At 57.2% G+C, this 12306-nt stretch carries 12 protein-coding genes and 1 other RNA gene; 7 read left to right on the top strand and 6 right to left on the bottom strand.

Annotated features, from left to right (window positions below; all coding sequences use genetic code 11):
• The first annotated feature begins 56 nt into the window (after positions 1–56).
• Complete coding sequence (gene mscS / locus AC6I8V_RS16325; RefSeq protein ID WP_497843272.1) at positions 57–932, top strand: small-conductance mechanosensitive channel MscS; 876 nt, start codon at positions 57–59, stop codon at positions 930–932.
• Positions 933–1083: 151 nt separating this feature from the next.
• On the top strand, positions 1084–1707 hold the full coding sequence (gene argO / locus AC6I8V_RS16320) for an arginine exporter ArgO (protein ID WP_497843271.1): 624 nt from the start codon (positions 1084–1086) through the stop codon (positions 1705–1707).
• On the opposite strand, the gene AC6I8V_RS16315 is transcribed toward argO, so the two are convergent.
• On the bottom strand, positions 1686–3962 hold the full coding sequence (locus AC6I8V_RS16315) for an FAD-dependent oxidoreductase (protein WP_497845857.1): 2277 nt from the start codon (positions 3960–3962) through the stop codon (positions 1686–1688). The two genes, argO and AC6I8V_RS16315, sit on opposite strands and share 22 nt — an antisense overlap.
• 59 nt (positions 3963–4021) lie before the next feature.
• Between AC6I8V_RS16315 and AC6I8V_RS16310 the strand changes: the two genes are divergently transcribed.
• Entirely contained in the window at positions 4022–4720 is a 699-nt protein-coding gene (locus AC6I8V_RS16310; RefSeq protein ID WP_497843270.1) for an IclR family transcriptional regulator, read from the top strand.
• Here the strand turns inward: AC6I8V_RS16310 and AC6I8V_RS16305 are convergent.
• Positions 4707–6014, bottom strand: a complete 1308-nt coding sequence (locus AC6I8V_RS16305) for an MFS transporter (protein ID WP_497843269.1) — start codon at positions 6012–6014, stop codon at positions 4707–4709. The genes AC6I8V_RS16310 and AC6I8V_RS16305 overlap by 14 nt on opposite strands.
• A 218-nt stretch (positions 6015–6232) precedes the next feature.
• On the opposite strand from AC6I8V_RS16305, the gene AC6I8V_RS16300 reads away from it, so the two are divergent.
• Positions 6233–6961 carry an oxidative stress defense protein gene (locus AC6I8V_RS16300; protein ID WP_497843268.1) on the top strand — a complete coding sequence of 243 codons (729 nt, stop codon included), beginning with the start codon at positions 6233–6235 and terminating at the stop codon, positions 6959–6961.
• Between the two features lie 31 nt (positions 6962–6992).
• Here AC6I8V_RS16300 and AC6I8V_RS16295 read toward each other — a convergent pair whose 3' ends face one another.
• Positions 6993–7898, bottom strand: coding sequence for a LysR family transcriptional regulator ArgP (locus AC6I8V_RS16295; RefSeq protein WP_497843267.1), 906 nt, complete (start codon positions 7896–7898; stop codon positions 6993–6995).
• 169 nt (positions 7899–8067) lie between these two features.
• Here AC6I8V_RS16295 and rpiA point away from each other — a divergent pair, with 169 nt between their 5' ends.
• Together rpiA and serA are read left to right on the top strand one after the other, a co-directional pair.
• Positions 8068–8727, top strand: coding sequence for a ribose-5-phosphate isomerase RpiA (gene rpiA / locus AC6I8V_RS16290; RefSeq protein WP_497843266.1), 660 nt, complete (start codon positions 8068–8070; stop codon positions 8725–8727).
• A gap of 279 nt (positions 8728–9006) precedes the next feature.
• A complete protein-coding gene (serA, locus tag AC6I8V_RS16285) occupies positions 9007–10245 on the top strand; it encodes a phosphoglycerate dehydrogenase (protein ID WP_497843265.1) in 1239 nt (412 codons plus the stop codon).
• An 80-nt stretch (positions 10246–10325) separates the two neighbouring features.
• Here the strand turns inward: serA and AC6I8V_RS16280 are convergent, their stop codons facing one another.
• The 3 genes from AC6I8V_RS16280 to zapA all read right to left on the bottom strand — a co-directional run bounded on the left by AC6I8V_RS16280 (position 10326) and on the right by zapA (position 11545).
• Positions 10326–10916, bottom strand: coding sequence for a 5-formyltetrahydrofolate cyclo-ligase (locus tag AC6I8V_RS16280; RefSeq protein WP_497843264.1), 591 nt, complete (start codon positions 10914–10916; stop codon positions 10326–10328).
• A gap of 76 nt (positions 10917–10992) precedes the next feature.
• Positions 10993–11176, bottom strand: a non-coding RNA gene (ssrS, locus tag AC6I8V_RS16275) — 6S RNA.
• A 39-nt stretch (positions 11177–11215) separates the two neighbouring features.
• Positions 11216–11545 carry a cell division protein ZapA gene (gene zapA / locus AC6I8V_RS16270; RefSeq protein WP_497843263.1) on the bottom strand — a complete coding sequence of 110 codons (330 nt, stop codon included), beginning with the start codon at positions 11543–11545 and terminating at the stop codon, positions 11216–11218.
• Between the two features lie 170 nt (positions 11546–11715).
• Between zapA and AC6I8V_RS16265 the strand changes: the two genes are divergently transcribed.
• Positions 11716–12297, top strand: coding sequence for a YecA/YgfB family protein (locus tag AC6I8V_RS16265; RefSeq protein ID WP_497843262.1), 582 nt, complete (start codon positions 11716–11718; stop codon positions 12295–12297).
• Positions 12298–12306 lie beyond the last annotated feature (9 nt).

Here is a 12306-nt window from a genome sequence, read left to right as displayed (position 1 = left end):
TTCAATCTGGCAGTTTTGATTCTTTCCTGCGGGAAACTCAACAACAGGGCTGACAAATGGATGATTTAAATGTCGTTGATGGCATCAACAACGCTGGCGGATGGCTGGTACGCAATCAGGAACTGATCCTGAGCTATGCGGTAAATATTGTGGCGGCGATTGCCATCCTGATTGTCGGGATGCTGATTGCACGCATCATTTCTAAAACCATAAATCGGGTGCTGGTGGCGCGTCATATCGATGCGACCGTGGCAGACTTTCTTTCGGCGCTGGTGCGCTACGGCATTATCGCCTTTACGGTCATTGCCGCGCTGGGGCGCGTTGGTGTACAGACGGCTTCGGTGATCGCGGTGCTGGGTGCCGCCGGTCTGGCCGTTGGTCTGGCATTGCAGGGTTCGCTCTCCAACCTTGCGGCTGGCGTGCTGCTGGTGACCTTCCGTCCGTTCCGTACCGGTGAATTTGTTGATCTGGGCGGCGTGATGGGTACGGTGCAGAACGTGCAGATCTTCTCAACCACGATGAAAAGCGCCGATGGCAAAATCGTGGTGGTGCCAAATGGTAAGATCATTGCCGGTAACATCATTAACTATTCCCGTGAACCGATTCGCCGCAACGAATTTATCGTTGGCGTGGCCTATGACGCGGATGTGGATCAGGTGATCGCGCTGTTGCAGGAAGTGGTGGAAGCGGATGAGCGCGTACTGAAAGAGATGGGCATTCAGATTGGCCTGAACGAACTGGCGGCCTCTTCGCTCAACTTCGTGGTGCGCTGCTGGAGCAAAAGCGGCGACCTGCAAAACGTCTACTGGGATCTGCTGAAGAACTTCAAACGCACGCTGGACGCGCAGGGTATCGGCATCCCTTATCCGCAGATGGATGTGCATCTGCATCAGGTGAAAAACGCGCCTGCGGTCGCCGAGCGCAGCGAATAAGCCACATCTTTCCGTAGTGGCGCGATTGCTCGCGTCACTACGAGATAGCTATTATCATTTTATCTAATACTCGATTAATTCTTTCCATTTCCTCTAATACCATCGCCTGATTATACTGCCCGATATCGTCATATATTTCAGGAAAACTCTCGTGTTATCTGTTTATTTACAAGGGCTTGCCATGGGTGCAGCGCTTATTCTGCCGCTGGGGCCGCAGAACGCCTTCGTTATGAATCAGGGCATCAAACGCCACTACCATCTGATGACCGCAGGGCTTTGCACCCTCAGTGATGTGGTGCTGATTTGTGGCGGCGTATTTGGCGGCAGCGCCTTGCTCAACCAGTCACCCGTGCTGCTGATGCTGATCACCTGGACCGGCGTAGCGTTTCTGACGTGGTACGGCTGGGGAGCACTGCGTCAGGCGTTTAAGGGCGACATATCACTGGCGTCCGAGGCGGTGATGAAACAGGGACGCTGGCGCATTATCGCCACCATGCTGGCGGTCACCTGGCTTAATCCTCACGTCTATATCGATACCTTCGTGGTGCTCGGCAGCCTGGGCGGGCAGCTGCCTTCAGAAGCCGCGCGGCGCTGGTTCGCGTTGGGCAGCGTCAGCGCCTCGATTATCTGGTTCTTTGGTCTGGCGCTGCTGGCGGCGTGGCTATCGCCGCGGCTGCGCACCGTGCGGGCGCAGCGCGTGATTAACCTGCTGGTGGGCAGCGTGATGTGGGTGATTGCCTGCCAGCTGGCGCTTCAGGGCATTGCCGCCTGGTGATGCAAATGCAGACCGTACAGGGCAGGCACGGCGCCTGCACTGGCGAGCAACGCCAGACGAATCTGACGGAAAGCCACGCCGGGCGGTACGTGATGATGGCAGAGTGAATGATGGTTATCCCGCACCTCTGCCAGCAACATGTCATCCAGCCACAGGCGATAATGGGTGGTGCAATGCGGCGTCACCGCCTGCGCATGGCCCATCTGCACCGTCTCCATCGCATGGTCAAAATCGTTGTCGAACAACAGGGTTAACTGACTGGCCTGCTGCGGCGTTGTCCATTGCCAGCAGACGACTGGCGAGGCGTCGTCCAGCGCCGGTACCCAGCAGTTGGTATGACTCTCCGGGCGCAGCTTCCCGTTCAGCAGATAGTCGCGATGCCACAGCTGTAGCGGCGTCGCCAGGGCAAATGCGAACAGGATCTGCTGAGGTGCGCGGCGCGGTAGCCAGAAATCAAACTCATCGACGCCGTAGTCGCCGTCATTAATCTGGCGCGTACGCTTCGCCACGCGCGGATTCAGGCTGTTGAATACCATCATCACCCCCGGCAGGCGCTGACGCGTCAGCGCCACCTCAATCGCCGGATTCTCTTCGAAAGCAATAAACAGGTAGCGATCACAGTCGGCGCGCCAGGCAAAATCCAGCCGGTATTCTCCCTGCTGGTGCACCGTCAGCGTCTGGCTGGCCAGATGGCGATCGCCGCAGGTATTCGCCGGGTGCTCGCTGGTTAGCAGCGATACCCGCAGCGTCTGCCGGTGGGCCGCACGTAGCGTGATGGTCAGGGCTGGCAGGCTTTCCCCGGCTTTCAGCGGTAACAGCAGCGCACAGCGTGATTGCAGCGGCTGCCAGCCGCCGTCGGCGGGCAGGGCGCTAAGCTGGAGGGTGCTGCTGACGCTGACGGTTGCCACCTCAGCCGGATGTGCCAGCTGCTGGCGCGGGATATACGCCCCCTGACGCAGCAACCGTTGCTGCAATTCGCCCACGCGTGCAGGCGACGCCAGCTCGGCCGGGGTGAGGTGCTGCTGCTGACATATCGCCGCCGCGCGTCCCGCCACTTCACCCAGAACCCCGCAGGTACACATCACGCGGGCGCTGCCGAAAGCCATATGAGTGGCGGAGATCAGGCGTCCGGTAAGCAGCAGATTATCCAGCGACTGGCTGTAAAGCGCGCGAAACGGGATGGTGTAGGTGCCTTTGCTGTGGAACTGGCGACAGCCATCCTGCTCGCTATAGACGCCGTCGGCGGGGTGCAAATCAATCGACCAGCCGCCATAGGCCACCGCATCGTAATGATCCCGTTGCTCCACAATATCCTGCTGGCACAGCAGCGTATCGCCGACAAAGCGGCGGCTCTCGCGCTTACCGGGGACCAGGCCGACCCACTCAATCGTCAGATTCTCCGCATCGGGAAATTCGCCGGAGTTTTTGATGTAATCCCACACCCCCCAGACGATTTTCCACAGTTCCCATTTGATGGTTTCGCTTTCATGCACGGTATCCAGCCGTCCACCCCATTCCAGCCACCAGAGATCGCAGCCGTTCAGCTCCGAAGTCAGGCGTTTGTAGCGCGGTATCGCCTGAATATCCTTCAGGGCGAAGCTGGGGGGAACGAAGCGTACCGGCTGGGTGGTGCGTTTGGTGTAGAAGTAGATTGAGTGTCCGAGTTTGTGGCCGAAATGTTCGCCGGGGGCCATCTTCTCGCCGAACTCCTCCACCGATTCGGCCCCCACGCGATGCGCGGCCCCCGCCAGATAACCGAGCACGCCGTCGCCGCTGGCATCGATAAACTGATCGGCGCTGACATGGTAAGCCGTCTGGTTGATGGCGTTGAAGGCGTGCACCGCCTGCAACTGGCGGCCCGATTTTTCGATCTCCGTCACCGTGGTATTCAGCAGCAGGGTCAGGCCGGACTGCGCCTGGACCCGATCCAGCAGCAGCATATCGAACAGCACCGGGTTGCCTTCTTTGTTACGCCACAGATTCTCCTCCATGATCTCGCCCATAATGCCGCCTTCGCGCGCCCAGCGATTATTGTTGCCCATGTGCGAGGTGGCGCCATTGGCCCACAGCCTGACTTCGCTGGAGGCATTGCCGCCCAGCACCGGGCGATCCTGAATCAGCACCACCTGCAAACCTTCGCGCGCAGCCGCCAGGGCGGCACACACCCCGGCCAGGCCGCCGCCGGCAATCAGCACATCGGCCTGCAACTGCTGTCGGGGAAACTGGCGGGCATCCTGAGAGGAGAAAATTTGCATCATTTCATTCCTGTATTTCTGACGCTAAGATTGATTTTTGGACCGCCACAGGGTGACTTATGTCTTCTCAACCCAATCAAAGCCTGATTGACGGGATTCGCTGCCTGCAATATCTGGTCTCCAGTGGCAAAGCCGTTGGCTGCCGCGAGCTGGCGCGCCAGATGGGGATGAACAGCACGCGCGTAAACCGCCTGTTGATGACCATGGCCTCGATTGGCCTGACGATGCAGGATGAGCATCGCCGCTATCTGCCTGGTCCGGGCGTGCATGCGCTGGCGGCGCAGGCGATACGCGGCTCGTCGCTGTTTGCGCAGGCGCTGCCGCAGCTCGAGGCGCACGCGCCGCGCGATATCGTGGTGGCGCTCGGCGTGCTGTGGGAGGACCAGGTGATCTACATCTGGCACTCGGAACCGGGTGAACGCACCAGCGCCAGCCAGGCGCTGGCGGGGTTCCATATGTTGCCTGCCTGGCAGTCGGTGATCGGCGTTTCGCTGCTGGCGGTAGAAAGCGATGAGGTGCTGCGGCCGCGCTTCAGTGACGAACAATGGGCGCAGCTGGCGCCGCTGCTGGCACGCAAGCGGCAGCATGATTTTCTCACCTGGCATCGCGACGACGGTGAGGTCAGCATGGCCATTCCGATCAACAACAACCGGGCGGCGCTCGCCTTCGCTAAAATCTGGCAGTCGGATGAGGCGCATCTCAGCCAGCGGCTGGTGCAGTTGCAGTCGCTGGCTCAGCGGCTGATCAGCGCGCGCTGACATGATCAATTTTCCCGACGATAAACAGATAACTGACGATACCGATGGCGGCCAGCACGGCGATAAACGCCAGTGCCGGGGCGAAGTTATCGCCATCGATTAACGCGCCGATGGCAATCGGCACCACAATGGATGACAGCGCGCCGGTGAAGTTGAACACGCCACCGGCGAGGCCAATCAAATGGCGCGGCGCCAGCGCCGTGACAAACACCCAGGTAATGGTCGCCAGTCCGTTGCCAAAGAATGCGACAGACATAAACAGGATGATCAGGCTGGCGTCATCGGTGTAATTGGCGCCAAGGATAAACAGCGTCAGAAACAGGCCGAGGATCACCGGCAGCTTTCGCGCCACGCTTGGCGAGACGCCGCGCCGCATCATCCGGTCGGAGGCGAATCCCGCCAGCAATACGCCGCAGAAGGCAGCAAAGTTGGGCACCGCCGCCACGTAGCCGCTCCTGATAAAGCCCATATGGCGATACTCCACCAGATAGGTCGGGAACCAGGTAAGGAAGAACCAGAAGGTGGCGGAGATGGTGAACTGGCCGATGTAGATGCCGACCAGTTTTCGGCTGCGGAACATCTGCGCCAGATCGCGCCAGCCAGCGCGCGGCGTCGGGTGGTGGTGGCGGCTTTCCGTTAATGCGCCATGGCTGCGCAGATACGCCAGCTCCGCATCCGAAACGCCTGTGTGCTCGGTTGGTTCACGGTACAGGCAGTACCACACCAGCGCCCAAATCATGCCGGCCACGCCGGTAATCAGAAACAAACCACGCCAGCCAAAGGCATCCTGCACATGGAATAGCAGCGGGGTCATACAGGCGAGACCGACGAACTGCGCGGAAGAGTAAATACCGATGGCGCTGGCGCGCTCCTGCTCCGGGAACCAGCTGGAAATCACCCGATTATTGGCGGGCATCACCGGGGCTTCAAAGGCACCCACGCCGAGGCGCAGGCCAAACAAGGCCAGAAAACTGCCCGCGAAGGCGTGCAGCGTGGTCACCAGCGACCAGGCAAACAGGCCGACACCATACACCAGCCGTGCGCCGAGACGATCGATCAGAAATCCGCCGGGGATCTGTAAAGCGGCATAGATCCAGCCAAAGGCGGAGAAGATCAGCCCCATCTCCAGCGGCGTGAAATGCAGCTCACCCGCGATACCGGTGGCGGCCACTGAGAGATTGGTGCGGTCCATGTAATTGATAATGATGTTGATAAACACCAGACCAAGCATCAGAAAGCGTGTTCGTCCGGCGCGGACGCCCGTGGCGGATTGGGTCATTGGCTGCTCTGTCATCGTGAAACTCTCCCGGAGGTCAGAGTGTTTCTTTTATAGAAACATCTGTACAGAAATTCAGCGAATTTTGAACGATAATTTTGTGATCGCGGAGACGATAAAACAGCAGAGTGCACGAACTTTTAGCGGAATCAAAACTCAGAACATCACGCATGGTAATGTGTGACGGGCTTCGCCATAGTGGCGGCCTCAGAATTGAATCTTCAAGGAGGACTTTCGTGAAACTGAAAGCACTGGCGCTCGCCGCCGTAATGAGCGCAGGCGCACTGCCAGGTATGGTTCTGGCGGATGAGCTGCCGAACGGACCCCATGTTGTCACATCAGGACAGGCCAGCGTGGAAGCCCGTCCGGATATCGCAACGCTCTCGATTGTGGTGAATGTTTCGTCGAAAGACGCGGCGGATGCGAAAAAGCAGGCCGACAATCGCGTGGCACAATACTTTGATTTCCTACAGAAAAATGGCATCGAAAAGAAAGATATCGATGCGGCCAACCTGAGCACTCAGCCGGAGTACGATTACACCAAAGAGGGTAAATCGGTGCTGAAGGGCTATCGTGCGGTGCGTCAGGTACAGGTGACTTTACGTCAGCTGGAGAAGCTGAATGAACTGCTGGATGGCGCGCTGAAATCCGGTCTGAACGAAATCCGCTCAGTGGATCTGGGGGTTGCCCATCCGGAAACCTATAAGGATCAGGCGCGTAAAGCGGCGATTGCCAACGCGACACAGCAGGCCAGCGCGCTGGCGGAAGGTTTTAACGCGAAGCTGGGGCCGGTGTACAGCATCCGTTATCACGTTGCCAATTACCAACCGATGCCGATGGCGCGTATGTATAAAGCAGCGGCGGCGGAAGCGGATACCTCGGCTCAGCAAACCTATGAGCAGCAGAGCATTCACTTTGATGACCAGGTGGATGTGGTATTCGATATCAAACCGAATACACCGTAATGAAAAGGGGCGCTGCGGCGCCCCTTGTTGTTTATGCGGCCAGATCGTCCTGGCGCAACACGCGATGCCCGTGGGCAATCAGCGCATCGGTGACACGGCGCATCAGGCGGCTTTCCGGCGCAAAGCGGTGCCAGTACAGCATCCGGCGCTGATACAGGCCAGGCGTCAAATCGACTAACTCACCCGTCGCCAGTTCACGCTCAATCTGCAAATGCGGGATCATACAGCAGGTGGAACCCTGACGGGCCAGCTGCACAAAGGCTTCCGACGAGTTAACGATATGGCAGGGCACGCTGCCCGGCGACAGGTCGAAGTTCTGTTGCAGAAACGCCTGGTGCATATCATCAAGATGGTCAAAGGCAATCGCCGGGGCTTTTAGCAGCGCGGAACGCGTTACCCCGTTGGGGAAGTAGCGATCGGCAAATTCAGAAGAGGCGACGAACAGATAATCGAGCGCCCCCAACTGATCCACCAGGCAGCTCGGCAGCGGCTGCGGCTGGATACTCACGGCACCCACCACTTCACCACGGCGTAAACGCTCCTGGGTACGGGTTTCGTCTTCGACCTGAATATTGAGGCGTACCGGCGAATCAGCCAGCACATCTTTCAGCGCCGGCAGCAACCAGGTGGCCAGACTGTCGGCGTTCACCGCCAGCGACAGCAGCAGCGGCGTAGTGCCGCCATTCTCATCACCCAGCCACTCTTCTTCCAGCAGCTCTACCTGATGCAGCAACGCCAGCAGCTTCTGCCCCTGTTCCGTCGGGCGTGGCGGGACGGTGCGCACCAGCAGCGGCTGACCGAATAAATTTTCCAGCTGTTTAATACGCTGCGAGACCGCCGATTGCGTAATACAGAGTTTTTGTGCCGCGCGCTCAAAGCCGCGTTCACGAATCACAGCATCCAGCGCCTGAAGCGTTCGATAATCCGGGCGTTTCATTATTGTTCTCTCTCGTTCAGGGTGGAGGTTACTATGCCACAAAAAAACAAAAGGTGGTGTCTGGCGGTTTTTGTGGGCTGAGTTACAAAGCCTTTAACAGCCGCGCTTTTTTGCGCCGCCTTGCTTTATACTACGCGCACCTCGTTGTCGCACAGGTTTTAAACATACCATGACCCAGGATGAACTGAAAAAAGCGGTAGGTTGGGCAGCACTGCAATATGTGCAGCCGGGCACCATTGTTGGCGTTGGCACCGGTTCAACCGCCGCGCATTTTATTGACGCCCTAGGCTCGATTAAGAATCAAATCGAGGGTGCCGTCTCCAGCTCAGAAGCTTCGACGCAGAAGCTGAAAGCCCTCGGTATTCACGTCTTTGATCTCAATGAAGTGGATTCGCTCTCGGTTTACGTTGATGGCGCTGATGAGATCAACCCGCAGATGCAGATGATCAAGGGCGGCGGTGCCGCACTGACGCGTGAGAAGATTGTCTCTGCCGTGGCCGAAAAATTTATCTGCATTGCCGATGCGTCCAAGGAAGTGGATGTGCTGGGCCACTTCCCGCTGCCGGTAGAAGTGATTCCTATGGCGCGTTCCTATGTGGCGCGTGAGCTGGTGAAGCTGGGCGGCCTGCCGGAGTATCGTCAGAACGTGCTGACCGATAACGGCAACATTATTCTCGACGTGCATAATCTGCGTATCCTCGACCCGATTGCGCTGGAAAAAGCCATTAATGCGCTGCCGGGCGTGGTTACCGTGGGCCTGTTTGCGGCACGCGGCGCCGATATTGCGCTGATCGGCACCGCCGACGGTGTGAAAACCATCAAAAAATGATCTGTCCGGCGCATTTTTTGCGCCGGTTATTTCCATACGCAAAACATCTTTTCTTCGTATGCTGAAATTTGGTGACTTATGTCACAAATGCGTCATCAGCAGCAGGTTCATTCTTCGCTCTCTGCGCATCCCCCGATTTTGTACGGCAATGTGCTGCCATTACGCTGACGCGTGCTGGGGGGGAGGCAATCGATTGTATTGCTGCAAACGAATTTTTTGATATTTTGACAGAAGGCTGGCTTATGGCAGCCCTCATTGAATTCTGAATAGGGTCGGGAAATGGCAAAGGTATCGCTGGAAAAAGACAAGATTAAGTTCCTGCTGGTGGAAGGTGTCCATCAGAGTGCGCTGGATAATCTGCGCGCGGCAGGTTACACCAACATCGAATTCCACAAAGGTGCGCTGGATGCGGAGACGCTGAAGTCCTCCGTCCGCGACGCACACTTCATTGGTATCCGTTCCCGTACCCAACTGACCGAAGAGATTTTCGCTGCGGCCGAGAAGCTGGTCGCGGTAGGTTGCTTCTGTATCGGTACTAACCAGGTTGATCTGAACGCAGCGGCGAAGCGCGGTGTGCCGGTGTTCAACGCACCGTTCTCCAACACCCGTTCGGTTGCCGAGCTGGTGATTGGCGAAATGCTGCTGATGCTGCGCGGCATCCCGGAAGCGAACGCCAAAGCGCATCGCGGTATCTGGAACAAAATTGCGGCCGGTTCTTATGAAGCGCGCGGCAAAAAGCTCGGCATCATCGGTTACGGCCACATCGGTATGCAGCTGGGCGTGCTGGCGGAGAGCCTCGGGATGCATGTGTTCTTCTACGATATCGAGAACAAGCTGCCGCTGGGTAACGCTACTCAGGTGCGCCATCTCTCCGATCTGCTGAATATGAGCGATGTGGTCAGCCTGCATGTGCCGGAAACCCCGTCCACGCAGAACATGATCGGTGCCGATGAACTGGCGATGATGAAGCCGGGCGCGCTGCTGATTAACGCCGCACGCGGTACGGTCATCGATATTCCGGCGCTGTGCGATGCGCTGTCGAATAAACATCTGGCGGGCGCGGCGATTGACGTTTTCCCGGTTGAACCGGCGACCAACACCGATCCGTTTAACTCACCGCTGTGTGAATTCGATAACGTGATCCTGACGCCGCATATCGGTGGTTCTACTCAGGAAGCGCAGGAGAACATCGGCCTGGAAGTGTCTGGCAAGCTGGCGAAGTACTCCGACAACGGTTCAACGCTGTCTGCGGTCAACTTCCCGGAAGTGTCTCTGCCGATGCATGCCGCCAGCGCCAGCCGTCTGCTGCACATCCACGAAAACCGTCCGGGCGTGCTGACCGCCATCAACCAGATTTTTGCTGAGCAGGGCATCAACATCGCCGCCCAGTATCTGCAAACGTCTCCGCTGATGGGTTATGTGGTTATCGATATCGATGCGGAACAGGATGTGGCAGATAAAGCGCTGCAACTGATGAAGGCGATTCCGGGCACCATGCGCGCACGTTTGCTGTACTGATTTAAAACCGCGCGATGAATCGCGCCGCTACAGATTCGTGCAGATATCGTAGCGGCGCGATTTATCGCGCAAAAACCTCTTTACCACTGCCATAACTTTGACGGGGTTAACACCGCAGGTAAAGGCACATCCCACGCCGCCACCGGCAGTGTTTCGACGCGCTGGCAATCATGCGCCACGCCCACCGGCAGAAAACCATGCTGTCGCCAGTTTTGCAGCGTGCGATCGTAAAAACCACCTCCCATGCCCAACCGCTGACCGCTATGGTCAAACGCCACCAGCGGCACCATCACCACGTCCAACTGATCGAGCGTCGCCAGCTGGGTGATATCCAGCGGTGGTTCAGGAATGCGTAATTTATTCGGGCTGAGGGGCGTGTCAGGCGTATAACGCAGAAACAACAGATGACCGGGGGCAAACGGGTGCAGTACCGGCAGGTAAACCTGTTTTTTCTGCTGCCAGAGTTTGGCGATCAGCGGGCGGGTATTCAGTTCGCCATCCACCGACAGAAACAGAGCGATGCGTTCGGCGTTGGCAACAGGCGCAAAATTGATCGCGTGTTCAGCCAGCTGATCGGCTGCCAGTTCCTGTTGTTCTGCCGTGAGATTGCGGCGCAAATGACGTACGTGTTGACGAATGTCTTGTCGGTCGCGTAGTGAGGGTTCAGACATGATATCCCCGGCAAAGTCGGCTGTTGCCAGCCACTATATCATGCGTACCGGGGGATAACAGATGTGGAACTAAGAGGAGATCTCCGAGATGCCGCCGCAGGCTGTAACCCTTGAACCCTTGGTTCAAGGTGAATGTGTCGTCGTAACTATCAGGCTTCTCGGACGAACCGAGCATGCTCACAAATTACGGAGCGCCACATTCTGTGGTATTGAAATATCGGCTCAGGGGACTGGCCCGCATGCAAACATCTCAGAGAAAATTTACTTCACCGTTACTGTATCACGATAACCATGAAGTGTTATTCGAACTTTGGACCCTGGCGATCGGTTATGCGACCTTGCTCAACTAAAGCTTGTTCAATGGTCTGCTGCAACATACGGATACGCTGTTCCATATTGCTTGCATAGTCGCGCGTCTTACCTTTTTCTTGCGCCAGCTCGTGGCAGATGTTTAACGCGGCGATGAACACCAGTTGCTCTGTATTTGTGACTCTAGTGCGAACTTTTAAATCTTGCAACCGTTGATTGAGGTCCTCAGCTGCCGCCATCAGCGCATCTTGCTGTTCAGGCGGACAATTCACTCTCAATGAACGTCCAAAAATTTGAATATCTACTGGTTGTGCAGACATGCCACCTTCCTGACTGATTACTTCGCCCGCATCTCCCTTAGCTGTCAATGGCTTGGGAGGTGCGCAACTATATAGACCTGCGTGATAAGTTACAACCCCTTTTCTGGAAACCCTGAGGCACCTGGTGGTAGCATAACACGAACTTATTCTGCCAACGACGACCAAAGCTTATGTCTTTACAGAACGCAACGCCCACTTACAACGCGCTGGCAGCGGCGCTTTCCCAGCAGGGCGTGGGAATGACACCCGCCGAAATGCACGGACTGATTTGCGGCATCCTGTGCGGCGGCAACCAGGATAACAGCTGGAAGACGCTGGTGCACGATCTCACCAATGAAGGTATGGCTTTTTCGCAAAGTCTTTCTCAGCCGTTACAGGCGTTACATGAAGGCCTGGCGAACACGCTGGATGAAGAAGGCTTCCTGTTTCAACTGATGCTACCGGACGATGATGACATTACGGTGTTTGATCGCGCCGACGCGCTGGCGGGTTGGGTCAACCATTTCCTGCTTGGACTGGGCGTGACTCAGCCGAAGCTGGACAAAGTCACGGGCGAGACCGGTGAAGCGATTGATGACCTGCGCACCATCGCCCAGCTCGGCTACGACGAATCGGAAGATCAGGAAGAACTTGAGCAATCTCTCGAAGAGGTGATTGAGTATGTGCGCGTCGCCGCGTTGCTGTGCCACGAAACCTTCAATCGATCGCAGTCACCAACGGCACCTGAAGTGAAGAAGCCTACGCTACACTAAGCGCGTCAT

The sequence above is a fragment of the Pantoea sp. X-Soil-TKNS-1207 genome (assembly GCF_059730485.1).
Note: the sequence above shows the minus strand (reverse complement) of the source record. Positions and strands in the feature narration are given on the sequence as shown.